This window comes from Duganella sp. 3397 (assembly GCF_031456625.1).
Lineage (GTDB): Bacteria > Pseudomonadota > Gammaproteobacteria > Burkholderiales > Burkholderiaceae_D > Rugamonas > Rugamonas phyllosphaerae.
This window is the reverse complement of sequence record NZ_JAVDVB010000003.1, coordinates 73,882-99,604: the sequence shown is the minus strand read 5'-3', so window position 1 is coordinate 99,604 and position 25,723 is coordinate 73,882. Positions and strand designations below refer to the sequence as shown.

General features: G+C 63.9%; 22 protein-coding genes and 1 tRNA gene. 10 read left to right on the top strand and 13 right to left on the bottom strand.

Annotated elements, in window-relative coordinates:
* Positions 1-99: 99 nt before the first annotated feature.
* The 6 genes from J2X54_RS09170 to J2X54_RS09145 all read right to left on the bottom strand — a co-directional run bounded on the left by J2X54_RS09170 (position 100) and on the right by J2X54_RS09145 (position 6,896).
* The gene (locus J2X54_RS09170; RefSeq protein WP_310179965.1) at positions 100-594 is read right to left on the bottom strand and encodes an SH3 domain-containing protein; all 495 of its coding nucleotides are present in this window, start codon (positions 592-594) and stop codon (positions 100-102) included.
* 11 nt (positions 595-605) lie between these two features.
* Entirely contained in the window at positions 606-2,279 is a 1,674-nt protein-coding gene (locus tag J2X54_RS09165; protein ID WP_310179964.1) for a hypothetical protein, read from the bottom strand.
* A gap of 2 nt (positions 2,280-2,281) precedes the next feature.
* Positions 2,282-4,633, bottom strand: a complete 2,352-nt coding sequence (locus tag J2X54_RS09160; protein ID WP_310179963.1) for an FtsW/RodA/SpoVE family cell cycle protein — start codon at positions 4,631-4,633, stop codon at positions 2,282-2,284.
* 59 nt (positions 4,634-4,692) lie between these two features.
* Positions 4,693-5,658: a serine/threonine-protein kinase gene (locus J2X54_RS09155; protein WP_310179962.1), complete on the bottom strand. Its 966-nt coding sequence runs from the start codon at positions 5,656-5,658 to the stop codon at positions 4,693-4,695.
* Positions 5,659-5,743: 85 nt separating this feature from the next.
* Positions 5,744-6,214, bottom strand: coding sequence for a glycine zipper domain-containing protein (locus J2X54_RS09150; RefSeq protein WP_310179961.1), 471 nt, complete (start codon positions 6,212-6,214; stop codon positions 5,744-5,746).
* Positions 6,215-6,365: 151 nt separating this feature from the next.
* The gene (locus J2X54_RS09145) at positions 6,366-6,896 is read right to left on the bottom strand and encodes a GNAT family N-acetyltransferase (protein WP_070250398.1); all 531 of its coding nucleotides are present in this window, start codon (positions 6,894-6,896) and stop codon (positions 6,366-6,368) included.
* Between the two features lie 134 nt (positions 6,897-7,030).
* Between J2X54_RS09145 and J2X54_RS09140 the strand changes: the two genes are divergently transcribed.
* Positions 7,031-8,461, top strand: coding sequence for a M20/M25/M40 family metallo-hydrolase (locus J2X54_RS09140; protein WP_310179960.1), 1,431 nt, complete (start codon positions 7,031-7,033; stop codon positions 8,459-8,461).
* Here J2X54_RS09140 and J2X54_RS09135 read toward each other — a convergent pair whose 3' ends face one another.
* Entirely contained in the window at positions 8,462-9,313 is an 852-nt protein-coding gene (locus J2X54_RS09135; protein WP_310179958.1) for an MBL fold metallo-hydrolase, read from the bottom strand.
* Positions 9,314-9,451: 138 nt separating this feature from the next.
* Between J2X54_RS09135 and J2X54_RS09130 the strand changes: the two genes are divergently transcribed.
* The 4 genes from J2X54_RS09130 to J2X54_RS09115 all read left to right on the top strand — a co-directional run bounded on the left by J2X54_RS09130 (position 9,452) and on the right by J2X54_RS09115 (position 13,079).
* A complete protein-coding gene (locus J2X54_RS09130) occupies positions 9,452-9,691 on the top strand; it encodes a hypothetical protein (RefSeq protein ID WP_040377908.1) in 240 nt (79 codons plus the stop codon).
* Positions 9,692-9,790: 99 nt separating this feature from the next.
* A complete protein-coding gene (locus J2X54_RS09125) occupies positions 9,791-10,174 on the top strand; it encodes a hypothetical protein (RefSeq protein ID WP_310179955.1) in 384 nt (127 codons plus the stop codon).
* 119 nt (positions 10,175-10,293) lie between these two features.
* Positions 10,294-11,697 (top strand): TolC family protein, encoded by a 1,404-nt coding sequence (locus tag J2X54_RS09120; protein ID WP_310179954.1) that lies wholly within the window; start codon positions 10,294-10,296, stop codon positions 11,695-11,697.
* Complete coding sequence (locus J2X54_RS09115; protein WP_310179953.1) at positions 11,694-13,079, top strand: copper oxidase; 1,386 nt, start codon at positions 11,694-11,696, stop codon at positions 13,077-13,079. Before J2X54_RS09120 ends, J2X54_RS09115 begins: the two co-directional genes overlap by 4 nt.
* Before the next feature lie 32 nt (positions 13,080-13,111).
* On the opposite strand, the gene J2X54_RS09110 is transcribed toward J2X54_RS09115, so the two are convergent.
* Together J2X54_RS09110 and J2X54_RS09105 are read right to left on the bottom strand one after the other, a co-directional pair.
* Positions 13,112-13,393, bottom strand: coding sequence for a hypothetical protein (locus J2X54_RS09110; RefSeq protein ID WP_310179952.1), 282 nt, complete (start codon positions 13,391-13,393; stop codon positions 13,112-13,114).
* Positions 13,394-14,134 (bottom strand): S24 family peptidase, encoded by a 741-nt coding sequence (locus tag J2X54_RS09105; RefSeq protein WP_070250391.1) that lies wholly within the window; start codon positions 14,132-14,134, stop codon positions 13,394-13,396.
* A 133-nt stretch (positions 14,135-14,267) separates the two neighbouring features.
* Here J2X54_RS09105 and J2X54_RS09100 point away from each other — a divergent pair, with 133 nt between their 5' ends.
* Both J2X54_RS09100 and J2X54_RS09095 read left to right on the top strand, forming a co-directional pair.
* Complete coding sequence (locus tag J2X54_RS09100) at positions 14,268-14,699, top strand: hypothetical protein (RefSeq protein ID WP_310179951.1); 432 nt, start codon at positions 14,268-14,270, stop codon at positions 14,697-14,699.
* A 55-nt stretch (positions 14,700-14,754) separates the two neighbouring features.
* Positions 14,755-14,839 (top strand) — tRNA-Leu (locus J2X54_RS09095).
* A gap of 102 nt (positions 14,840-14,941) precedes the next feature.
* Here J2X54_RS09095 and J2X54_RS09090 read toward each other — a convergent pair.
* From J2X54_RS09090 to J2X54_RS09080, 3 genes are all read right to left on the bottom strand, one after another.
* Entirely contained in the window at positions 14,942-17,467 is a 2,526-nt protein-coding gene (locus tag J2X54_RS09090) for a TonB-dependent receptor domain-containing protein (RefSeq protein WP_310179948.1), read from the bottom strand.
* Between the two features lie 44 nt (positions 17,468-17,511).
* Complete coding sequence (locus J2X54_RS09085; protein ID WP_310179947.1) at positions 17,512-18,732, bottom strand: glycoside hydrolase family 88 protein; 1,221 nt, start codon at positions 18,730-18,732, stop codon at positions 17,512-17,514.
* Between the two features lie 242 nt (positions 18,733-18,974).
* Positions 18,975-19,979: a LacI family DNA-binding transcriptional regulator gene (locus tag J2X54_RS09080; protein WP_310179946.1), complete on the bottom strand. Its 1,005-nt coding sequence runs from the start codon at positions 19,977-19,979 to the stop codon at positions 18,975-18,977.
* Between the two features lie 174 nt (positions 19,980-20,153).
* On the opposite strand from J2X54_RS09080, the gene J2X54_RS09075 reads away from it, so the two are divergent.
* Both J2X54_RS09075 and J2X54_RS09070 read left to right on the top strand, forming a co-directional pair.
* Positions 20,154-20,972, top strand: coding sequence for an NAD-dependent epimerase/dehydratase family protein (locus J2X54_RS09075; RefSeq protein WP_404990897.1), 819 nt, complete (start codon positions 20,154-20,156; stop codon positions 20,970-20,972).
* Positions 20,973-21,024: 52 nt separating this feature from the next.
* Positions 21,025-22,950 (top strand): hypothetical protein, encoded by a 1,926-nt coding sequence (locus J2X54_RS09070; protein WP_310179944.1) that lies wholly within the window; start codon positions 21,025-21,027, stop codon positions 22,948-22,950.
* A gap of 100 nt (positions 22,951-23,050) precedes the next feature.
* Here the strand turns inward: J2X54_RS09070 and J2X54_RS09065 are convergent, their stop codons facing one another.
* On the bottom strand, positions 23,051-23,311 hold the full coding sequence (locus J2X54_RS09065; RefSeq protein ID WP_310179942.1) for a hypothetical protein: 261 nt from the start codon (positions 23,309-23,311) through the stop codon (positions 23,051-23,053).
* 238 nt (positions 23,312-23,549) lie between these two features.
* Between J2X54_RS09065 and J2X54_RS09060 the strand changes: the two genes are divergently transcribed.
* Complete coding sequence (locus tag J2X54_RS09060) at positions 23,550-25,712, top strand: EAL domain-containing protein (protein ID WP_310179941.1); 2,163 nt, start codon at positions 23,550-23,552, stop codon at positions 25,710-25,712.
* Positions 25,713-25,723 lie beyond the last annotated feature (11 nt).

Sequence of the window (25,723 nt, the reverse complement as noted above, 5' to 3'; positions counted from 1 at the left end):
TCCCGGTGCCGGTGCCGGTCCCGGTCCCGGTCCCGGTTTCGCTTCCGGTGCGCGCGCTGGCGCGGACATGGACGCTGACGCCTGTGAGCGCGTCTGCGTTCATCGAACCGGCCGTGGTGGTTCCGCGCTGCGGCGCAGCCACAGGCTGCTGGCCCAGCCGGTGCGCTCATGGCCTTCGATATTGGCCGTGACCTGCCACCAGTCGCCATGGCGCTGGCCGGTGGCGACCACGGTGGCGCCGGCCGGCACCGTGAGCAAGCGCGGCGCGTCGACACCGGCGCTGCGGCGCAGGTTGAGGTCGCGGTGCACCTGGAACGCGCTGCCCGATCCGATGGCGGTGGCTGGCGCAGCGCTGTTGCTGGCTACCGCAGTGGGCGACGCCGCTGCGGGGAGGGCTGCTGCGGGCAGGGCTGCCACCGGTAAGGCTGAAAAGATAAGGCTGCCGAAACCCCACGCGCCCGCAGCGGAAATGGCCAGTGCGCGCAGAGTTGGCCGGCGCCACCAGCGGCGCGGGGTGAGCCACGCGCACAGGCACCAGGTGAGCGCCAGGCCGGCCGCAAAGGCGGCGGCCGTGGTCAGCGTCGCGGTATCCATGGCGACTCTCCTCAGGCGTCGAAGCGCAGCACGTAGTGGCCCGCCACCAGGTGGTGACCGTGCGGCAGCAGGTAGGGGCTGTCGGCGCCGGCGTCGGCGATCATTGCCACGAAAGCCATCCGTTCGTCCAGGTGGTACAGCGCCTGGCTGGTGGACAGGCGGCCGATTCGGTAACCATGGTCGGTGGCCTCGAAACTGAAGGCGTTGCGCGACAGGCCGATGCGGTCGGCGCTGGCGGCGCCAGGGGCGCCATCGGCGCGGCGGATGAAGCGCGGCGAGTCGAGCACGCGCAGCGCCGCCAGCATGTTTGAGCTGCGCCCGAAGGTGAAGCGCGCGCCGCTGGCGACCGCTGCGCCGACAGGCTGCGCCAGGCACAGCAGGGCGTGGTAGCGGTCGGCCATGGCCGGCGCCGCCGGCAGCAGGCGCATGGTGCGCGCATCGACCGGGGCGAAGGTGGCCGGTGCCGTGATGCGCTGGCGGCCGGCCGCCGTGCAGGCGGTGAGTTCGTCGGCGGCGTCGATCGCGAAGCTGATGGCGGTATCGGCTTGCTCCTCGGCGCACAGCGACAGCGACCGGTCGAACGGCAGCACCAGCGCCTGGGCGCCGGTGTCGCGATAGCGGCTCAGGCGCGGCAGGGCCAGCGCCACCAGTTGCACGCGCTGTTGCGCCAATGGCGCGTAGGTGGCATCGCTTTCACCGGGCAAGGTGGCCGGCGCTGTCGGCTTGTGGCTAAGCGACATGGCGGGGGTGGCGGTGGGATCGAGCGGCATGCCGTCGGCGCGGCTTTGCCAGACCGCCGGCCGCGCGGGCCTGGCCGCCGCTGCGGTCGCCGCTGTGGCCGCAGTTATCGCTGCAGCACGTTGCGCCGGCATCTGTGGCGGCAGGTCGGCCGGCGCCGGCTGCGGTACGACGACTGGCGTCGCGGCTGCGTGCGCGGCCGATGGGCCGACCGGTTCGCTGGCAAACGCGGCATTGCGGGCAATCCTGAGCAGCAGGCGCGGGCCGCCGCCGTCGATGTCGCGCAGCGATTTGATGGTGTAGTAGCCGCTGCGCGGATCGTAGCGGCAGTCGAAATCGCCGCGCGGACGCATGTCCACCACCGGCACGGTATCGGCGCCGTCGTTGATGACGAGGATGGCGCCGTCCGGGCCGAAGGGCCAGTCGGCGGCGCCCTGGCCGGCTTGCCCGCCGATCAGGGCCAGGCGCTGGTTGGGATAGATTGCGCAGACCGGGTGCCAGATGGCGCTGTCGCGCGACACGCTGACGTTGTAGAGCACTTTTTCGCCGGGCGCGGGCAGGTAGACGGCGTGGCCGAAGCGTACCTCGATCTCGCCGGGCGCCAGCGATTCGGCGCCCACCACGTCGTAGCGCACCTGGTCGCTGCCGAGCAGGTCGCCGAAATCCTTCTGGTGCAGCGTGGCGAGTGTTTGCGCCAGGTCGCGGGCGCGGGCGCCGCGCGTGAGGTGGTAGTCGTCATCGACATCCTCCTGCGGCAGCACCAGCGTGACGTGCGAAAAGCAGCGGGTGGCGGCGCGGCCGCGATGCTCGCGCGGGCTGCGCTCGAGCAGGTCGCGCAGCAGCGGGCGGCGCGAGAACAACGCCAGCCCCGGCGCCTGCCAGATCGCTTCGGCATTGAAGACGTCGGGGATGCGGCCCAGAACCTCGTGTTGGACGTAGATCGGCATGGTCATTCTCCTTCTAAAGATGGTGCGCCGGCGGCACTGAACGCTAGCAGGGGGCAGAGGAAAAACAGCAGGTGACTGCCGCCGGCCGACAGGAAGCTCATGGGCTGGCCCATGATGGGGAAGATGGCTAGGTTGGTGCCCCACGACAGCAGGAAGTGGCCCAGCACGAAGGCGCCGCCGCCGCACAGCGCAAAGTAGCGAAAGCGCGCCGACCAGGCCTGGCGGAAATTACGGGCGGCAAAGCCGGCGCGCCAGGCGGCGCGCGCCGCCAGCGCCATCCCGCCCAGGAACGTCGCCTGCGCGCACCACAGCAGCATGGCGCCGGTCAGGCCGTGGCGGTTGATCAGGAACGCGGCGGCAAAGTCGTCCTGCACCGCCGGGATGCGCATCACGTCGCCCGCCGGCTGGCCCAGATCGCGCAAGCCGAACCACCAGTCCGCGCCCAGCCAGCCGCCTTCGCCGATGGCGCGCGCACCCAGCAGCAGTTGCTGGCCGGTGTGCGGATGGCCGGCCGGGTCGAGCCACACCAGGAAGCGGTCGGCATAAAAACCCCACCGCACCAGGTCTTCGCTGCCGGCCAGCCGCAGCCAGGCGATGGCCGCCACCGCCAGTACCGCCAGCAACAGCAACGCCGACGCCAGCAGGCGCTGGCGCGCCAGCAGCGCATACGAAAATGCCATGGCCACGCACCACACCAGCAGCAGGATCAGTGGCGAAAAATCGTCCACCTGCACCAGCGCCAGGCCGAGCAGCGCCAGGAACAGCAGCGCCGGCGCGACCAGGCGCAGCCAGCGCGCGCCCTGGTCGGCCGGGTGCGGCGCGTCGCTGTGCCACCCGAAGCGCAGCGCCAGGCAGTGCGCGGTCAGCGCGGCCAGCGCCAGCTTGGCCAGTTCCACCGGCTGCAAGTCGAACACGCCGCCTTCGTCGCCCCACAGCACCTGCGCGGACAGGCCGGCCAGCGCCACGAGGGCAAAGCCGGCCAGCAGCCATTCGATGGTGCGCTGGTGCAGGCGCCGGCCAGTGCCAGCGGCATGGCGGAACCACAGTCGCAGCAGGCCGCCGGCGCCGCAACCGATCGCCAGCAGCGCCGCGCTTTTCTGGTAGTAGCGCAGCCACGTGGTTTGCGGCGCACCGAGGCCCATTTCCAGTTGCACCAGCAGACCTGCGGCCAGCAGCAAAACGGCGGCAGCGGTGAGCAGTGCGAGGCGACCGGGGAGAAACAGCCACAGTAACAGCGCTGAGGCGCCCAGCAACAGCGGCAGCGCGGCGCCGGGAGAAACGCCGGCGCGCTGGGCCAGCAGCGTACCGGCGCCGGCCAGCAACAGCAGCAGCGACGCCACCACGGCGCCGCCCGCGCGCGACACTGCGGCGGTCCCGGCCACGCACAGCACGGCGGCCGCGATCAACATCCAGGCAGCCGGGCCAAGGTCGCCGCGCCACAACTGGCGCTGTTGCCAGTCCCAGGTCACGGTCGCAGGCAGCTTGAGGTCCGACGCTGCGTGCAGGGCGACCTGGCGGCTTGGCGCCAGCGTCAGGGTGCTGGTGTTGTTACTGAGCCGGAAGCGCGTGTGGCCCACGATCAGCGCGGTGGCGCCCGCCAGCGCAGCTTCCTGGCGGCGCAGGTCCCGCCCGTCGACCAGCACGGCCGTGCGTTCGCCATCGGCGCTGCCGGGCGCCAGTTGCAGGCGGCCGTGGCTGCGCGCCAGCAGCGCCGCACCGGGCGCCACGCGTTCCACCCCGAGCCGGTTGCCGCAGTACAGGTTGCCGCCAAAAGCGAGCGGCCGGGCGATGGTGAGCACACCCGGTGCGAGCCGGTTCCACAATGCCTGCGCGCGGGTGGACAGGTGCGCATCCGGGCAATCCGGTTGGGCGCGACCGTCGCGGTACAGCGTGGCGCCGTCGTAGCGCCATTGGCGGCCGCTGCGGGTAAAGGCGACGCTGCCGGCATCGGCCGCACCGACCTGGAAGCGCGCGCCATCGACCTGGAACACGGCGCCCGGCGCCAGCGTGCTGCTGCCCAGGCGCTGTTCGTCGCCGCCGCGCACCACGACCACCTGGCGCGCGGCGGCGAGGTTGCGCAGCATCCAGCCATCGCGCGGGTCCAGGCGCAGCGCCAGGTGCTGGCGGTCCGCGTGGGGCGCGGCCAGTTCCGGCTGGCCCAGTACCACCGTCTGGCCGGCAACGGGTGCGATATGGATCGCAGCAGGCAGCCAGGCCGCCGGCGCCCTGAGCAGGGCCAGCACCTGCAAGGCGCACAGTGCTGCCAGCAGGGCCAGGGTAATGGCCATGCCCAGGTGCTGTCCTGCCACGTTGCGTAATCGGGCGACGAGGTTGTCGGCAACTGGCGCTGGCAAGCCCCAGAGCGGTCGCCGTGGCAATGCCACCGGCGCTGTCGAGTGAAGCGGCCGCCCCATCACGCCGCCAACGCCGGTATTGCAGACGCTTGCGCGACAGCTGCCAGCATGCGGCTGATCTGCAAGGCATGGCGCGGACGCAGCGCCGGATCGATCTGCAGCAGCGCGCGCAGCAGCGCCACCGCCGGCGAGCGCGCGGGTGGCGGCAGCCCTGCTGCGAAACGCGCCTCCTCGTCGGCGTGCAGGGTGGCGGGGATGGCGCCGCCGTGGGCGCGGCGCAGCACGTCGGCGCCGGCCGTGTGGTGGGTGCGGTAGGCCTGGCCGCAAGCGCTGCAAAAACGCAGCGCCTGGCCGTTCGTCACCAGGAAGTAGAACAGTGCGCCCAGCGAAAAATAGTCGCTGCGCGCGCTGCTGGTGTAGGCGCCGCCGGTGGGGAAGAACTGTTCCGGCGCCTGCCAGTTGGCAGTGCCGGAGTACGAGTGCTCGCGGGCGCCACCCAGCAAGCGGTTGGTGCCGAAGTCGGCCAGCTTTACCGTATGGTGCAGGCGGTCCACCAGCACGTTGGCCGGTTTCAGGTCGAGATAGCGCCAGCCGTATTGGTGCACCTTGGCCAGCGCCTGATTGATCTGCCCGAGCCAGTCCAGCGCGCGTTCGACCGGCAAAGACTGCGCAGCGTCGCGTAGCGCCGCCAGGTGTTTGGCCAGATCGGTGGACATCAGTTCCAGCGCCAGCACCGGCAAGCCCTGGTGCCAGCCGCTGTCGAGCAGGCGGACGATGTGGCGGCCGTCCCACGGCGCCAGCGATTGCAAAAAGGCGATTTCGCCGGCGGCGCTGCCGGTCCAGCGTTCGCGTTGCAACGGTTGCGCGCGCGCCATCTGCTGCTCGTTGATCAGCTTGACCGCCACCTCGCCGGCGCCGTGCGGGCCGCTGGCGCGCCATACGTGGCCGTAAGCCGAACCACCGATCTGCTCGCGCAGCCGGTAATGGCCCCGTTCCATCGCGATGATTGCGTTTGCTGTCGTCATGATCCCCCCGTTGGTCGCTACTAGCGGAGGGAGACGAAAAAAAGCCCCCGGCGCGAGCGGCGGGGGCAGGGGAGACTAGTACAGTTTAACGGCGATAGCCGTCGTAGCGGTCGTAGCGGTCATGGCGATAATCGCGCCCGCCACGGTCGTAGTAGTAATCGCGGCGCACTTCGCGGTATTCGCGGTAGACCGGACGTGGCGGCTCCACGTAAACTACGCGCGGTGGCGGCGGGTAGTAGCGTGGTGGCGGTGCGTAATAAGTCTGTGGCTGCTCGTAGTACACGGGCGCCGGTTGCGAATAAACGCGGGTTTCGACGTAGCGGTCGTCGCGACGGTAATAGCCACGATCGCGGTCACGCGAGCTGAGGCCGTTGCCCACCGCCGCGCCCACCAGGCCGCCGACGATGGCGCCATCGCGGCCACCGGCGCTGTTGCCAATCGCGGCGCCGACCACAGCACCGGCCACCGTGTTGAACTCACGGTCGCCTGCGTAAGCCGCCGACGATACTGCGGCTGCGGCCAGTAACGCGGTGCCCATCAATTTTTTGATCAACATGGTAATCCCCTTGCTGCGGCGCGGATCGGAATGATACGTCTGCCGGTAATGTCACTATAAAGCGTTAAAAAAAGCACGCAATTAGTTAAACACCTGCTTACAATCAAGACGGCTTGTAACAACTAAGTTACAGGCACGGTTACCAGCACGCTTACAGGCGACGCTCTTCCCATTCCGGCCGCAGCAGGCTGAAGATGCCCACGTCCTGGAAACGGCCATTGATGAAAAAGCTCTGGCGCAGCAGCCCTTCGGCGGTAAAACCGCATTTTTGCGCGACCCGCACCGAGCCCTTGTTCTCCGGCGCTGTCAGCAGTTCCAGCCGCTGGTACTGGTGCACGTTGAACAGGTAATCGACCAGCAACTGGCAGGCCTCGGTCATGTAGCCGCGCCCGGCCAGCCTTGGCTCGAACAGGCGGTAGCCGATTTCGCGCGTGGTGGGCGTGCGGCTCTTGAAGTGGGTGATCACGCCGACGATGTGGTGCAGGCTGTCCTCGATCACGAATAATTCGCTGTCGTCGGTCACGTAGCCGTGCTGGAGAAACTCGCGGCGCAGCGTTTCGGGCGACTTGAAATGGGTGGAAAAATGGTCGCCGCGCGAGGGCAGGTCGTTGACCAGGGCGATGAAGGTATTGAGGTCGGTGCCGATCACGTGGCGCACGATGCAAATCTGACCCTTGAGCATGACGGTGTTCCTTCTGGCGGTGGACGACCATCTTAGTTTACCACCCCGGACAAATCAATCTGGATGACAAGCGCGATCTGATCGGTTATCGTTTTATATTGACTTGCAATCCATCCACTCTTTACAGGGCCCGCATGAAACTCGTCTTCCCTTCGCAACTGACCATCCTCGCCAGCAGCCTGTTGATCGTATCGCACACTGCGCTCGCCGCGCCGGCCAACGATCCCGCCACCCTGGCGCAAATCCGTGACAGTGCGATGAAACAGGACTGGGCCTACGACCGCCTGGCCGACATGACCGATTTGATCGGTCCGCGCCTGTCCGGTTCCGCCGGCGCGGCCGCTGCCGTCGAACAGGTGGCGAACGCCATGCGCAAGATCGGCGCCAAGGTCACGCTGCAACCGGTCAAGGTGCCGCACTGGGTGCGCGGCGAGGAAAAGGCGCAACTGGTGGACTACACCGGCCGGCCTTCGGGCATCACGCAGAAGGTGGTGCTGTCGGCGCTGGGCGGCTCGGGCGCCACGCCGGCCGAAGGCCTGACCGCGCCGGTGATCGTGGTGCGCGACTTCGACGAGCTCACTGCCCGCAAGGCGGAAGTGAAGGGCGCCATCGTGCTGTTCGATGTGGCCTTCGACGACGAGATGGCCAAGGGCGGTCAGGCCGGCAGGGCCTATGGCCGCGGCTCCAACTACCGCACCAACGGTCCGCGCCTGGCGCAGGAACTCGGTGCGGTCGGCGCGCTGGTGCGCTCGGTGGGCGGCGCCGATTTCCGCCTGACCCACACCGGCGCCACCATCCTGGTGGACGGCAAGCGCATTCCGGCCGCCGCCGTCACGGCCGAAGACGCGATGCTGATTGCGCGCCTGAGCAAGCGCGGCCCGGTGAAAATGCACCTGACGCTTACGCCGCAAAACCTGCCCGACGCCGACAGCTACAACGTCATCGCCGACTTGCCGGGCACCGACAAGCCGGAAGAAGTGGTGATCGTCTCGGGCCACCTCGATTCGTGGGACCTGGCTACCGGTGCTCACGATGACGGCGCCGGCGTGGCAGCCGCCATGGCGGTGATCGACACGCTGAAAAAGCTCAACCTCAAGCCGCGCCGCACCATCCGCGTGATCGCCTGGATGAACGAAGAAAACGGCACCCGTGGTGGCCGGGGCTACTTCGACATGAACCAGCAAAAGATGGAGCAGCATTTCGCCGCGATCGAATCGGACAACGGCGCCGGTCGGCCTTTAGGCTTCATGGGCAGCGTGCGGCCGTCGATGGTGAAGTACTTCGCACCACTGCAAAAATCGCTGGACCAGATCGGCGCCGGCGTTTTTGACCGCCGCGACGCCGCTGCCGGTTCCGACATCGCGCTGCTGGAACGCGCGGGCGTGCCATCGTTCCAGCCGCTGGTGGACTTCACCACCTATTTCAACTTCCACCACACCCCGGCCGATACCCTCGACAAGGTCGATCCGGTGGAGCTGAAACGCCAGGTGGCCGTCATGACGTCGCTGACCTGGTACCTCGCCAACATGGACGAAAATATTGGCCGCACCGTCGTGCCGCAGTAATCAGAAGGCGTTCAGCGGTATCTTCAGGTACCGCACGCCGTTTTCCTCGGCGTCGGGCAGTTGTCCGGCGCTGATGTTGACCTGGATGGCCGGCAGGAGCAGCACCGGCATCGGCAGGGTGGCGTCGCGCCGGGTGCGCATCTCCACGAACTGTTCTTCCGTGACGCCGTCGTGGATGTGGATGTTGTGGGCGCGCTGTTCTGCCACCGTGGTTTCCCACTTCGCCTCGCGGCCGGCCGGTGGATAGTCGTGGCACATGAACAGCCGGGTTGCCGGCGGCAGTGCCAGCAGGCTGCGCACGGACCGGTAGAGCTGGGCCGCGCAGCCGCCGGGGAAATCGCAGCGCGCCGAACCCACGTCGGGCATGAACATGGTGTCGCCCACGAATACCGCGTCGCCGATGCGGTACGCCAGGTCGGCCGGCGTGTGGCCCGGCACGTGCAGCGCGTGCACTTCCAGCGCGCCGATGGTCAGTATTTCGTCGGGTTCGATCAGGTGGTCGAATTCACGGCGCACGCCCGGCGCCTGCGGGAACACTCGCGCGAACGCCTGCTGCACCTCGGCGATATGGCTGCCGATGGCGATGCGTCCGCCCACCGCCTGCTTGAGGTAGGGCGCCGCCGATAAATGGTCGGCGTGGGCATGGGTTTCCAGCAGCCAGACCGTACGCAGGTGGTGCATGCGCACGAACGCGATCACCGCGTCCGCCGAGCCGGTGGACGTGCGGCCCGACTTGGGATCGTAGTCGAGCACCGAATCGATGATGGCGCAGTCGCTGCCATCGCCCTGGTGGACGACATAGGTGACGGTGCCGGTAGCCGCATCGAAGAACGCTTTGATCTGTGAATTCATGGCGGTCATTATAATAAAATTTCATATCAAGGAAAGGCCTGGCAGGTTTTTCGATGTTGCCCAAGCCATCCGTGCGCAAGTCGGCGCGGCCTTCATGATAGTCTGGATAGCGATCAATAGCAGCCAAGGGAGCTACAGATGGACAAGATTCACTACAAGGGCTGGGAAATCGTTCCCACCGTTCTGCCAACCAGCGATAACAAATTTACCGCCAGCTGCGACATCGAGCGCGCCAACGCCGACGGCGTGGAAGTGTTCGAGGGCGCCACCATGCAGTTCGTGCGCGACACCGAAGACGACGCCATCACCGCCGCCTGCGAAGAAGCCATCCGCCAGATCGACAACATCATCGCCAACCCGCTGGTGCGCCTGGCATAGAGACCGGGGGCGGCGCTGCGGCATGCCTATGTCCTGTGGCATCTGCTGTGATACCATGGCCGCATGATCGTCCTGCTCCGTTCCCTCGTCGTGTACTGCATGCTGCTGGCGCTCCCGTACCAGGGTTACGCTGCGGCCGCGATGATGGCGTGTGTGCCTGCCACCGCTCCTGCGGTTACTGACGTTGCTGTAGCTGCCGACCACCTGGCCATGCCCGCCGGTCCCCACGACCACGCGGCCATGATGGCGGCAATGGCGCACGATAGCGCCCAGCATGATTCTTCTTCCGGACACGCTGGCCAAACCCACAACCATGGCAGCGCCAAGTGCGGCGGCTCCGCCTGTTGTGTCGCCGGCGCGCCGGTGATGGTCGATATGTTGTCCGTCCCCGCGCTGCCGGCCGTCTCCGGCGCCGTTGCGCTGTATGCCGACTATCTCCCTGCGGTAGACCTGGCTCACCCCGAACGTCCCCCTCAGGCTTAAGCCGTCCTCCGGCCACAGGTCCGTCCACGGACTGCGCCACCCCTGACCTTGCCGCGACAGACCCTGCCCGGGACCACTGCGCGCATACCATTCATACAATTTACCTCGAGGTGTAAGACATGCCCTGTCTGCATAAACCCGGCGGTGCTATTGCCATGGCGGCGGCGTTGCTGCTGTCCGGCTGCGCGTCTCTGTCCGGCGACGGCGGTTTCAAATCTGCCGCCACGGTCAGCGAACAGCGCACCGGTGCGCCCGCCAGCGTGGCCGGCCGCCTGCCGCAAAACGATGACGACACGCGCGCTCTGGCCGCCGTGATCGACCAGAAACTGGCGCAGCCACTGAGCGCCAACGACGCGGTGCAGATCGCACTGCTCAACAACCGCAGCCTGCAAGCGACTTACTGGTCGCTCGGCATTGCCGAAGCGGACCTGGTGCAGGCGAGCCGCCTGCAAAATCCGGTGCTCGATTTCAAGCGCAGCCACGGTGGCGGCGCCCTGGAAATCGAACGCACGCTCACCTTCAACCTGCTCGGTATCATCACCGCGCCGATGGCCGGCCGCATCGAAGGGCGGCGCTACGAGCAAAGCAAGCTGCTGGTCGCCAACGAAGCGGTGCGCGTGGCGCTCGATACCCGCCGCGCCTGGGTGGTGGCGGTGGCCGCCGGCCAGAGCGCCGACTATGCGCAGCAGGTGCAAGCGTCGGCCCATGCCAGCGCGGAACTGGCGCAGCGCATGCGCGACGCCGGCAACTGGAGCGCCATGGACGTGGCGCGCGAACAGGCCTATCACGCGCAAACCATCGCCGAGGTCAACGCGGCCCGCAAGGGCGCCGTGATGGCGCGCGAAAAGCTTACCCGTTTGATGGGCCTGGGCGGCACGCAGGCGGCCTACCGGCTGCCGGATCGCTTGCCCGACTTGCCGGCGGCGCCTTCTGAACTGCCGCAACTGGCCGACATCGAACAGCTGGCTGTCAACGAACGGCTCGACATCCAGGCTGCCAAACTCGATGTGGCGCACACCGCCAGCACCCTCGGGCTGACCAGGACCACGCGCTTCATCAATGTGCTGGACCTGGGCCTGGTCGCCAACAGCGAGGGTGCGACCAACACCCGGGGCTACGAGATTGCGCTGGAGATTCCACTGTTCGACTGGGGCTCCACCCGCGTGGCGCGCGCCGAAGCGACGTATATGCAGGCGGCCAACATGCTGGCGCAAACTGCGGTGAACGCCCGCAGCGAGGCGCGCGAGAGCTACGCCGACTACCAAGCCTCGTACGACCTGGCGCGCCACTACCGCGACCAGGTGCTGCCAGCCCGTAAAAAGCTGGCCGACGAAACCCTGCTGCGCTACAACGGCATGCTGATGAGCGTGTTCGAGCTGCTGGCCGACGCCCGCGAACAGGCCGGCGCGGTGCGCGGCTATATCGCCGCCCAACAGGACTTCTGGATCGCCCAGGCCAACCTGGAGGCTGCCCTCGGTGGCCGCCTGCCAGCATCAACCATCAAACAAGGAAATCAACCATGACCACCCGCAGATCGTTTCTCAGCGGCGCCGCCCTGATCGGCGCCGGCATGGTGACCAGGGCCGGCGCAGCGTCGCTGCCCGAAGCGCCGGTGCAATCGTCGGCGGCCACGGCGCCGCCGCTGGCGCCGCCCAACGGCCGCCCGTACAACCCGGTAGTCACCCTCAACGGCTGGACCCTGCCATGGCGCATGAAGGACGGCGTCAAGGAATTTCACCTGGTGGCCGAACCGGTAGTGCGCGAAATCGCGCCCGGTATGACCGCCAACCTGTGGGGCTACAACGGCCAGAGCCCTGGCCCGACCATCGAGGTGGTGGAGGGCGACCGCGTGCGCATATTCGTCACCAACAAGCTCCCCGAGCACACCAGCGTGCACTGGCACGGCCAGCTGCTGCCCAACGGCATGGACGGCGTGACGGGCCTCACGCAACCGGGCATCAAGCCCGGTAAAACCTTCGTCTATGAATTCGTGGCGCGCAATGCCGGCACCTTCATGTACCACCCGCACGCGGACGAGATGGCGCAGATGGCAATGGGGATGATGGGCTTCTGGATCACACACCCGAAGAACCCGAAGCAGCACGCGGTGGACCGCGACTTCGTATTCCTGATCAGCGCCTATGACATCGAGCCTGGCAGCTACACGCCCAAGATCAACACGATGACCGACTTTAACCTGTGGACCTTCAACAGCCGCGCCTTCCCCGGCATCGACCCGATGGTGGTGCGCAAGGACGACCGGGTGCGGGTACGCGTGGGTAACCTCACCATGACCAACCACCCGATCCACATGCACGGCCACACGTTCGAAGTGACCGGCACCGACGGCGGCTGGGTCAAACCGTCGGCGCGCTGGCCCGAGGTGACGACGGATATCGCCGTGGGCCAGATGCGCGCCATCGAGTTCGTGGCCGACGCGCCCGGCGACTGGGCCTTCCACTGCCACAAGTCGCACCACACCATGAACGCCATGGGCCACGACGTGCCGACCATGATCGGCGTCGATCACAAAGGCGTGGCCGAGAAGATCAACAAGCTGGTGCCGGGCTACATGGTGATGGGTGACAAGGGTGGTTCGATGGGCGCCATGCGCATGCCGCTGCCCGAAAACACGTTGCCGATGATGAGCGGCGACGGACCGTTCGGTGGCCTGGAAATGGGCGGCATGTTCACCACGCTCAAGGTGCGCGAAGGACTGGCGCGCAACGACTACAAGGACCCCGGCTGGTACCAGCATCCGAAGGGGACGGTCGCCTACGAGTGGACCGGCGAGATCCCGCCGGCGCCGCGTGCTCCGGGCGTGCCTGAAAACCCGGCAGCCAAGCCGGCGGCCGAAGCGTTGAACATCAAGCGTGACGGCGGCGGACACCAGCATCATCATTGAAACAGGTGTCAAGGATGATGGCCACCTGCCGCCTAAAAGGGCAGGGGGCTGTCGGAGATATCGGCGCTGTAGCGTCGCCACGCAATCTGGTCGGTGTCGATGTCATCGACCAGATTGGTCGTGTCGAAGTGCGCATACGTGCGCGAAAAGCCGCCATCGCGCGGCGACACCAGCATGATGGGCAGCGTGGGGAACACGCGCTGCGCCTCGGCGATCAGACGCGCCCCCGGTTCCGGATAAGTAAATTCCAGAGGTACCAGGATCACGGCCAGCGTCAGCCGGCGGATGGTGATGACGGCAGCGGTAAGTTCCACTTATAGCCGATCCTTGAAATTGCGCGCATCGAAGCGCACGATGCGGCCGATCACGAAGCAGTCCGCGCCCTTGCACGGCTCCGGGCGGAACGCCGGATTTTCCGACGCCAGGAACCATTCGCGGCGCTGGTACACCAGGCGCTTGATCACGGCCTGGCCATTGTAATTCATGGCGAACACGCCGCCGGCCTTGCGCGCCTTGTCCTTCGTATTGATGACGACAATGTCGCCTTCGTACATCATCGGCTGCATGCTGTCGCCCTTGATCTTGATGGCCAGCAGCGCGCGCGGCGACAGGTCGTTTTCTTCGAGCCACTGGCGCGGCACATGGTGCTGGCCGTTTTCCTCGTACAGCGGCACGGTCTCGATGCCGTCAATGCCGGCTTGCAGGTGCAGCGACACCAGCTCGATCGGCACCGACGGCGGCGCCAGGTCGTCGTCGTCGGTCACCGGCTGCGCTTCGGGCATGTCCATGCCGGCGACCGAGCGCGAAGCCTCGGCAATTTGCGCAGCAATGGTGGGGCTGAACGCATCGACCGGCACGGCCAGGCCGCGTGCAAAGGCGGTGGCGGCCTTGATGTTGAGCGGACGCCGGCCGGCCACGTACTGCCACACCATGCCTTGCGAGCCGATGTCGAACTGCAGGCCGAACTCTGCCTGCGAGATTTTCGGCTCGCGCGCGAGCAGCAGCGCTTTCAGGCGAGCGGCGTCATCGAGTTGCCAGGATTCCAGGGTTTTCAAGTCAGGTTTCATGAAAGGAAGTTTAGCACGATGTTGCACATATGACGAGCTTTGCTATTGATTTATGTAATAGCGGTGCTATTATTCAATGTATCCGCACCGACATTCATCAAATCTTTACGAGAGAGCCATCATGCCCGTCCCCGACATCACCCCGTTCAGCGCCGGCGCGTTGGCTCAGATCCTGGCGCTGCCCATTGCCGCCGGCATGGCCGCCACCGTTCTCACCTTTCTATTCATGTGGCCGCGCACGCGCCGCGAAGCGCTGGTGCGCCTGACCTGCTCGATCTGCACCGCCGCCTTGCTGGGGCCGCTGCTGCTGATCGCTCTGCACAGCTGGTGGCCCACGCTGTTCGACTCGGCCAAGGTGTTGGCCGTGCTGTACGGCGGGCCGGCCATGCTGGGCGTGGTGGCGGTGGCATGCCCGGTCATGGTGCTGGCGGGCTTGCCAGCATGGTGGGGGCTTGGTGCGGTCGTGCTGTGGCTGGAACGCCGGCGCGGCAAGGACATCGGCGAGCTGGTGCACGATGCAGCGGAAGTGGTCCGCGATGTGCGGCGGGGCTAAGTGTTGTCGGTATGGCAGTGGCGCGCCGCTTGTGTCATAATATTGCGCTGCGTGGGCTCCGATGGTGAAATTGGTAGACACTGGAGACTTAAAATCTCCCGCCGTAAGGCGTGCCGGTTCGATTCCGGCTCGGAGCACCAGCCCTCATTTTAGATGCACATCATCAAACGCCATAAGCTCTTGAGGGTATTGCTCTCGATAGGCCCTTCCATGGCGGCATGTCAGGGCCTCGTTCCGGCGCTTCAGAATTTCACATCAAGCTTGACGCTGAAGAAGCGGAAGACGTCGCGCGGCGGTACCCAACTATCGACCGTTATAGCGGGCGACGTGGCCGTCGGCCCGGCGCGGTAGGAAGGGCCACTGGCGTTCGCGTTGGGAATGTAGAAGCGGTCGAACAAATTATTGATGCGGAAGCTGACCTTGTAACGATCGCTTGGCGCCCGGATACCAAAGCCGAGATCAGCAATGGTGTAGCCGTCATTGATTGCGCGCGGATCGTTGTTGATGTTGTTGCTGTACTCGCTCTGGTATCGCACATTGCCATCCACAAAGCCGCCCCACATCATGCCCGGGATTTTGAAGTCCACGTTGGCCCCGACATTGAGCTTGAGCTTGGAAGTGCCGGGGAACACGCCGCCGCTCAAGTCCTGGATGCCGGTTGTCGAACCGGGCTTGATCGGGAAACACGCGTTATTGCGGCCGGGAATGGAACCGTTCGCTGCCAATCCCCCCGCAGAGGCCGCGACGTTGGTCGTATCGTTGTAGCACGGACCATTCCTCCAGTTCTCGATGGTCGGACGGGTATAGGCCAGCGAGGCGTTGACGGTGAATCCGGGGCGGATGAGCATATGGGTGTCGAGTTCGAAGCCGCGCGTTTGGATGAGCGGAATCGAATTGAGCTGCGTGTAAATGGTCGGGTCGTCTGGCAGCACGAACGAAACATTCTGCTGGTATCCACGGAACCGTGTCCTGAACACGGTGGCTGCCACCGACATGCGATTGTCGAACAGGTTGGCTTTTGCTCCGAGCTCGATGGTGCGGCTCTTTTCCGGATCAACCGGGAACGCTGCCGACGCCGTCAAGCCGCTCGTGACATCGTAGGCGCGGCCCTTGTGGCCGGTGGCGGTCATCACATAAGCCATGAGGTCGGGCGTGATCTGCTTCTGCACACTGAGCTTGCCCGTGGTCGCATAATCCTTGTTGCCGGTGCTGGCAAACTGGTCTACGCCAACTGGCCCGGGTACAAAGGTAGAGCGGTCCAGCTGGTCCGTGTAGAAGCCTCGGCTGTAGTGAAATCCCGATTCCTCCACGTTGCGCCGGATGCCTGTCACCACGGTCCAGGTCGGCATGAATTCCCATGTCGCCTGGCCGAATGCGGCCTTGTTGACGTTGTAGATATCGGTATAGTAATTGGTCGGACTCGACGGCGAATTGGCCGCGCAGTTGCTGGGCGCAACACAGAAGCCCCGGATGAAATGGCGGTCGATCTCGTTGCGCGCCCACCACAAGCCGGCCACGTAGCGTACCGTGCCACTGTCGGGCGACACCAGGCGCAGTTCCTGCGTCTTGGAACGGATGTCGTAAGTGCCGAACTGGTTGTTGCCCTCGGTAAGACCGGGAACACCGGGACGCGCCAAGGTTGGTACGTCGACGAAGTCCTGGTCGCGCGAGTCGTTGGCCTTGTACTTGCTGTACGAGGAGATCGACATCAACTGAGCGTCGTTGGGCAGCGTGTAGGCGAGCTTCAAGCCCAGACCGTTGGTCTTGGACGAGATGCCGGTAGGGAAGTCGCGCCGCACGTTGCGGTTGTTGCGGTCGGTCGGATCTATCCCTGCCATCGTGACGGTAGCGGGCAGCAGCGGATTGCCATTCAAATAGGCGGTCGATATATCTACAGGCGTGCGTACCTGGTTGCCTGCCGCAGCTGTGCCGGTTGTCCTGTAAAAGCCGTTGACGGCGGTGACGCCGCGCGTATTTTTCTGCTTGTTAAAGCTCGGCATCAGGTCGATATCGAGTGAGCTGGTTGGACGCCAGCTGAACTTGGCCATCAGGGTGGTGCCGCCCGAGCCGTTGACGTCTTCGCCAGTCGTCAGGTTGGTAAAATTGCCCGGCATGCGCGTGCGGTTGACGGCCACCCGCGCACCCAGGGTATCCGAAACCATGCCGCCGGCCGACAGGGCCAGGCGCCATTCGCCGTCATTGGTGTACATCGAGCTGCCGCGATAGACCATCGGACCGCTGATGGGCTTGGTGACTATGTTGATCGCGCCGGCGACGGCGGACTTGCCGAACAGCGTGCTTTGGGGGCCTTTGAGCACCTCGATGCGGGCAACGTCGGCGAGGTCGCGGAAGGCCTGGAATTGGGTGGCGACCGGAATATCGTCGATGATCACCGAGACATCCGATTCGACGCCGATTCCCACCGAGACGGTGCCGATGCCGCGCATGAAGAGAGCGTTATTGGCCGCTGTCGAGCCCGAGGCCATGGTCAGCGATGGCGTCAGCGCCACCACGTCCTCGATTTCGCGGATGTTGGTACGGGCGATCTCCGCCTCGGTCAGCACCGAGATAGCCATCGGCACCGACTCCAGTTTTTCTACCCGCTTGTTGGCGGTAACGACCACGGTTTCGAGCCGGGCGCCGTCGTCCTGCTTTTCCTGGGCAATGGCACCGTTCGCCATGCTCAGCACCGCCGCGCCGACCAGTACCGCCAGCGGTTTCATGCGGATGCGGCCGTGTCCGTTTTTGCTATAGTTATTCGATACCACGATTGTCTCCTTCTTATAATAAAACACCAAAAAGCTGCGGCCCGTTAAGGCGATTTTGTTGGGCGGGGGAGGGCCGTGAAGCGCAGCAGCGCTTCAAGGAAGTAGTAGTCGCCGTAGTTGAGCGGGACGTCGACTTCCTTGCCGGCAGGCTTGTGGCCGGTGGCGTGCATGAGCAAGAAACCGCCGTTGCCTCCGGGTGCCGCGAGGTAAGCGGGCGAAGACAGACTGCGCAACTGCTGTTCGGCCATCGCGATATAGCGGTGCGCCAGTGGCGGCTCGACAAAACCAGATAGTTCCAGCAGGGCCGACGCAATGATTGCAGCCGCCGACGAGTCGCGCGGTGCCTGGGGAATCGCGGGATCGTCGAAGTCCCAGTACGGTACCTTGTCGGCAGGCAGGCGCGGATGATTGATGATGAAAGAGGCGATTTTGTTGGCCTGGGCCAGATACTCGGGCTTGCGGGTCTCGCGGTACATCATCGAGTAGCCGTACAGGCCCCACGCCTGGCCGCGCGCCCATGCCGAACTGTCGGCATGGCCTTGGTGCGTGACGCGGCTGCGCACTTTGCCGTCGACCGGGTCATAGTCGACCACGTGGTAGCTCGAGCCGTCCGGTCTGAAATGGTTGCGCAGCGTCGTGTCCGCATGGGCGATGGCGACGTCGCGGTAATAGCTGTCGCCCGAAGTGCGCGCGGCCCACATCAACAGCTCCAGGTTCATCATGTTGTCGACGATGACGGGGAACTTCCAGTCCTGGTCGGGCCGCAGATTCCAGGACTGGATGCTGCCAACCTTCGGGTTGAAGCGGGTGACCAGCGTCGTCGCGCCAGCCAGCAATGCGTCCCGGTAAGCGATGCCGCCGGCACCGTACTCATCGAGCCGCAGCCCGTTCCCATAGCCGCAGTTCAGGATGAAGCCGATGTCATGGGTGGATTTGTCGAACTTGGCGGAGGCGGTGTTGGCCGTGTAGCGTGCGGCCGCCGTACGCCACTTGGCGTCACCGGTTGCCTCGGCCAGATACCACAAGGCGCCGGGGAAAAATCCGCTGGTCCAGTCGCGCGTGGACACCATGCTGATTTCGCCGTCCTCCATCGTGCGCGGGAAACCTTGCTTGCCCTCGATGTTTTCGAGCAGGGTGCTGTACTGGCGCGCCGCCAGTGCGATGTCGCGCGCAATGAGGTCGTCTTTGGTTTCGGCGGCATACAGCGGGCCAGCGGCCATGGAAAACGCCAGCCCGAGGCCGATCAGTTTTTGTTTGATGTTCATGCAGTCTCCGAGTCGGCGCGTGGCCGTGACAATCGGTCAAGCGCCGATTCCGGAGTAAATATACACGCAAAAGAAGGCTAGACAAACGTTTTTTCTTTTTGTCGTAAAAATGAGTATATCTTGGAAAAATAGTAGTTTTTTGGCGGCGCTGCAGAGAAAACGCCAGGCAGGGGATGCCATCAGGCGCGACCAGAAAAAACGATTATTGGACAGCGTGAGGGGTGTTCGGGGGGGGGGGGGGCTCAGCCGAGCGATAGGGCGCGCCGCTTGATCGATGAGCGCAGTACTAGCTGCGGCTCCAGGAGAGTGAGATCGATGCTGGCGTCATCGCCGATGTTGGAGAGTAGGGTATTCATGCCAACGACACCCATCTCCTCACTGCGCAGGTCGACAGTGGTGAGGGGCGGCGAGGCATAGCGGCCGAACTGGATATTGTCAAAGCCCGCAACGGAGATATCCTCCGGCACTCTGAAGCCAAGGGCTTGCGTTGCTTGCATGAAACCGAGTGCCATCATGTCGTTATAGCAGATGATGGCATCTGGCCGCTGCTCCCCTAACATGATGTCTGCACTCCTGCGTTCGCCCTCGATCGCTGTGGGCGCCGCGCCGCCGAACGCCTGCAGTGGCAAGCCGTGTGTGTCCAGGCAGTCGCGGACGCCGGCCATGCGGTCCTGGTCTCGGTGCGACTTCGGAAACCCCAGATAGGCAATGCGCTCATGCCCCATCGCCACGAGGTGCTGAGCAATCATGTAGCCGCCGCGGTGGTCGTCGCTAGTGACGGTGGGCAGCGCCAGGCGGGAGAGGCGACCGAAGAATACCAGGGGCTTTTCAAGGCTAGCCATCCAGTCCATATCATCTTCGGGCAGTCGCGAGTACACCAGCAAACCATCAACCCGGCGGCTCAGCGACTCGAGCAGCATGCGCTCGCGACCAGGATTCTCATCAATATCAACCAGCAGCAAGGTGTAGTCATGTTCGGTGGCAACGCGGTTGGCGCCCTTGATGATGCTGGTGAAGTGCGGATTGCTCACATCGAGTACTGACAGGCCGATATTGTTGGTACGCCCTGTGATCATCGATTGCGCCAGCGGGTTGGAGCGATAGCCCAATTCCTCGATCACCGACTTGATGGTAGCTTCGACCGCTGGCGAAAACCGCTGCGCCTGGTTCACATACCTCGATACTGTGGTGATCGAAACGCCGGCGGCGGTGGCGACGTCGCGGATGGTTGGTGCCTTGATTTTCATTTTTTCCAGATGGCCGGAACTGTGGTGAGAAAAGCGCAAATGATCGCACAGTTTCTGCCAACTGCCCCGACCAACTTCCTTTCGAAGAAGATGTTGACGTTGAAGCGTATTTGGATATACTTGGTAAAACGTTTGTTCGATAGCCTCTACGACTAGCCCCATTCACTGGATAACATGATGATCGACACGCCCGCCGAAAAACCCTTCCATCGACTTTTGCTGACCGGCGCCGCTGGCGGGCTGGGGCAAGTTTTGCGAGAGCGTATCAAGCCGTGGGCGCACATTGTGCGCCTGAGCGACCGCGCCGGCATGGGCGAGGCGGGTGATGGCGAGGAAATCGTCCAATGCGACCTGGCAGACAAGTCTGCGGTCCTGGCGCTGACGGAGGGGGTCGACGCGGTTCTGCATTTCGGCGGCATTTCTGTCGAGGACAGGTTCGAACCTATCATGCAGGCAAACATCCTCGGCTTGTACAACCTGTACGAGGCGGTGCACAAGTCTGGCGTCAAGCGTGTGGTGTACGCCAGCTCCAACCACGTCACCGGCTTTTACCGCAATACCGAAATTGTCGATGCCGACATGCCGCTGCGCCCGGACGGTTTCTACGGCCTGAGCAAGTGCTTCGGCGAAGCGCTGTCGCGTTATTACTACGACCGCGTCGGCATCGAGACCGTTTGCTTGCGCATCGGTTCGTCTTTCGAGCAACCGAAGAATGCGCGCATGATGACGACCTACCTCGGCTACGACGACCTGGTCGAACTGCTGCGCTGCGCGCTATTTACACCGCGCGTAGGACACACCATCGTCTTCGGCACCTCCGACAACGACGCCAGCTGGTGGGACAACCGCAAGGCCAGCCATCTCGGCTTCAGGCCAACGGACAGCTCGCGCCGGTTCAAGTACCTTTTCCCGGACACGGCGGAGCGTCCTGGCGATGACCCTGCCACCATCTTCCAGGGCGGCCCTTTCGTGACGGCGGGTCCGATGTACTGATTGCCGCGAGACCCCGATATCAATCACCAGATACCCCAACGGAGGAACACGGATGCGCAGCACGAGAAAACTAGTGACGAAACCCACACCCAAGCTTGGCAACGTCCGGCTGCTCGCCGCAGCACTGTTCGGCATACTGTCGCTGAACGCCGGCGCCGCCGAGAGCCTGCCACCGCCGCCATCGTCGAGCTACCAGCCGCCGCTGGCGGCGGTCCCGATGAACCAGATCATCCAGCAGCAGTTGTACCCGCAGCTGGAGTACCTGTTCGATAAGATGGTGGCCGAGAAGGACAACTTCACGCTTGACGGTGTCGCGGCACTGAAGAGCAACGATAAATTCTTGCAGGGCAAAATTGCCGTCGGTCTTACCCATGTGCTGCTGAACATGCGCAAGGGCGACCCCCGCCTGCCAGAGCGTTTACGCCAGTTCCGCGCCATCGCCGACATGACGATCGGCATGGATAACCAGACCTGGGGCATACACTATTATCTGACCGCCCTGTATCAGCTCAAGCAGGCTGGCTTGCTGGAACAGGCGGTCTCGCCAGCTACGCTAGCGGCGCTGCGCGCCAAGCTCGACTGGCGCCACTTCGTCACCCAACCCGACTTCCAGCTGATACGCTTGCCCACCAATTACTACGGCGTGGCTTTCAGCGTGGCTCGTCTGCGCATGCTGCTGGGCTGGGAAGATGACAGCGGCGCCAACATTCTGCTCGACAAAATGATGGAGCATTACAACACCTACTCAGGCAAATTTGGCTTTTCCGACGAGACCGCCGGCGAAGGCCGTTTCGACCGCTATAGCATCCTGCTGATCGCCGAAATCTGTGAGCGCTTCATCGAGACCGGCCTGACGGTGACGCGGGAGCTGAAGGCGCTGTTGCGCAAGGCTGCCGACGTGGCTCTAAACATTGCGAACACGTCGGGCGACGGCTTCACCTTCGGCCGCAGCCTGGGACCATACGGGGAGACCGCCGCGCTGGAGATCTTGTCGGTGTCGGCCTATCTCGGCGTGCTGACGCCGGAAGAAAAACAGTATGCCTACGCGTACTCGACCCGCATCGTCGCCAGGTATGTGGACTTCTGGTACAACCCGGCGATGCACTCGGTCGACATGTGGGGCCAGGGAAGGCGCACGGATGCCTATCGAGCCAAGCACCGCATCCTTGGCGAGAATTTCTCGCTGGCGCATCAGTTTATCTTCACCAGCGAATTCTGGAGCAAGGCCGGAATGGAAGATGCCCAACCGAAGGCCGATTTGCAGGCATGGCTGGACCGGACCCGTCCGCGCTTCAGCCTGGTGCGTTTCGCGCAAGGACAGTACGACCGCGCACTGGCCATCTATCGCGACCGGCATCACAACTTCAGCCTGCTGATGGTCAACGGCGGTGGGGGCCAGTACGACAACAGCCCCTACTACCCGCTGCCGTTCGCCACCGGCATCGTCGCCGGCATCCCCGACAGTGGTGCCGAGCACCCGCAACTGCTGCCCAAGTTCAGGCTGGTCGATGGCACCGAGCTGATTGGTGCCAGCTACATCAAGGATATCCGGTCCAGCAGCGAAGGAAACCAGGCCAGCGTCAGCTATCGGCAGGACGAACTGGCGCGGCTCGGCGGCAAGGCCCCGACGCCCGACGACCGCATCCGGCTTGAGACCACCTACGCAATGGCGCCCGGTGTCATCGTCCGTACCGACAAGTACACGCCGAAGGTTCCAGTGGAGGTCGCGCGCGCCAGCCTTGAGTTCGCCTCATTCTCTGACGGCGCCACAGTTCAAGGCAAAAAGGTCAACTTCGCGCAGGGTGATGCGGTCTCTTTCGAGGTGGAAGGGCTGGACAGCTGCGCGGTCGCGCCGACCAGGGGCGCAGAACCGTTCCGCTCCCCAACAGGAGCAATGCGGTCACTCGTGAGCTGCGCTACAAGCAATTTTACGTTTTCCAAGCCGCTGACAATCCGCTGGACCTTGACGTACCGATAACTATGCCACCCATAAGCCGCCTCTTGCTGGACTGGTGTTGTTTGCCCTCTTGCTGTCGCTGGAGGCTTACGCTTCTATGAGCTGACAGAGCAACCGGGGACTATCGCTCCAAGGCATCGATCAGGTCTTTGACTTCGGTGTAGAGCACATCAACACACTGAACATGGCTATCGAAGCGTCGCGTGCCGGTGTCGAGCATTTGTATCCTTGGATCGATCCATTTTCCAGGATCTTGTCCAGGATCAAGTTCGGCCGTTGCGGCTGATTCGTAACGTGACCGAGCAGGCATGCCCGACAAACGCTGAGTGCAGCGGATCGTGACAGTCCATCCCTTGTAATGTTTTTGTTCCACTGTACCCATGATTTTGATGTGGTTTGCTTATCAAGATTATCATAGGTAGCGCTAACTTCAAGGAAAGTTTCAACCGTATAGTGGGCATGAGGGATCGGAACCCCCCTCTTACCCACGCGCATCAGCGTTGTCGCCCATCGCGACTATCTCCAAAAACCTGCCGCACATTTGCGCAAAATCAAACAATTTTGAAGTCGAGCACGTCAGTATCAACAAAATTGAATGATCGTTGACGCAAAGGGCATACATGGATGATCACGAACTGCGGTCGCTGATGGCGATCGAGGCCGCCGGGATGGCGATTTGGGATTCGACCGTGGTCAACGGCCAGATTGATGAAGGCACCATACAGTGGTCGGCCCGTGGTGCTGCAATGGTAGGGCTGCCCGCGCAAGAGACATTGCAGCCGTTTACGCAGTTTCTCGCGCTGGTGCATGAAGACGACCGCGACGAGCTGCTCGATACGATGCAAATGGCGGTGGACGCCCGAGCCGAGTACCACCTCGGGTATCGTGTGCGGCTCGCCGAAGGCACGGTACGCTGGCTGCACGCCGATGCCAAGGTATTGTGCGGTGATGGCCGACATCCGGACCGCACACTCGGGCTGATTCGAGATGTCACTGGTATGGTTGAGCACGAGCGCCTCGTCAACGAACGCGAACGGATGGCTGAGGTGACGCTCGACTGTATTGGTGACGGCGTCATCACTACCGACTGCCACGGTGCCATACGCTTCATGAACCGGGCAGCCGAGCAATTGACCGGCTGGCCCCGTCAGCGGGCGGCTGGGCGCGACGTCAACGAAGTGATGCCGCTCGTCGATGAAGTCGACGACACGCCGCTTGAGCATGTCGCTTACAAATGTCTGCTCAGGCGCGAAACAGTGGGTATCTCGTCACACGCAGCGATGCTCACGCGCGACGGCCGCCGCATCGCCGTTGAGGACACCGCAGCACCCATCCGCGTGAACAGTGGCGGCATCGTCGGTGCGGTGGTGGTGTTCCGCGACGTCACCCATCAGCGCGCGCTGTCGAGCCAGCTATCCTGGCACGCCAGCCATGACGTGCTGACCGGCCTGTTCAACCGGCGTGAATTCGAGCTACACATTTCCCATGCGCTGCACGTGTCCAAGCAAGATAACCATACCCATGCATTGCTGTACATTGACCTGGACCGGTTCAAGCTGGTGAACGACACCGCCGGTCACGCTGCCGGCGACGCCTTGTTGCAGATTCTGGCCAAACAGCTGCAAGAGCGCATGCGCGAGAGCGACGTTCTGGCGCGGCTCGGCGGGGATGAACTCGGCGTACTTCTGGGTTACTGCCGCATGGACCAGGCGCGTCGTATTGCCGAGGAAATCCGCCAACTGGTCAAGGATTTTCGTTTCGTCTGGGATGTCCATAGCTTCGACATCGGCGCCAGCATAGGCATGGCTGAAATCAGCGCAGACAGTACTTCCGTCAGCGACCTGATGATTGCCGCTGACGAGGCTTGTTACCTCGCCAAGGACCAGGGACGCAATCGCGTCCACGTCTACTCTCCAAACGACGCCGCCATCACGCGCAGGCACAGCGAGATGATGTGGGTGGCGACACTGAACGACGCGATGCAGCAGGACCTGTTTACGTTGTACTCGATGCCGATCGCGCCGCTACGGGGCAACCACATGAAACACGAAGAAGTCCTGGTGCGCCTCACCGACGAGGGCGGTGACGTGATCAGGCCTGATCGGTTTATTCCCGCTGCCGAGCGTTACCATATGATGCCAATGCTCGACCGCTGGGTCATCCGCGCGGTATGCCGGCACATCGCTTACAGCGTGGGGTCACAATCCCAGCCTGTGCGGGAGGAGCAGCATGGGCGCAACACTGAAACCGAAGTGCCGGTTAGCGGGATTTTTTCCGTCCTGGCGCAAGAAGTCGGGCCAACGCTGTACTCGGTGAATTTGTCGGGAGCATCGATGAGCGACGATGCGCTGTATCAGTTCATCGTTAGCGAGTTTGCGGTAAACCGAGTCGATCCCGCACAGATCTGTTTTGAGATCACCGAAACTGCAGCGATTCGCAACCTGCTGAAAGCGCAAGACCTGATATCTCAACTCAAACTGATTGGTTGCCGATTCTCGCTGGACGACTTTGGCAGCGGCCTGTCGTCGTTTGGCTACCTTAAAACGCTGCCGGTGGACTTCCTGAAGATCGACGGCTCGTTCGTCCGCGATATTGCCAGCAACCCGGTACACAGGGCCATGGTCGAGTCGATCCAGAAAGTTGCGCAGGTAATAGGTATCCAGACGATCGCCGAATTCGTCGAGGATGCGTCAACACTGGAGGTCATCAGTGAGATCGGAATCGATTTCGCCCAGGGCTACGCGGTTGGGCGGGAGCGTGCGCTTGATTCGGCCGACACGTAGAAAAATCTTGC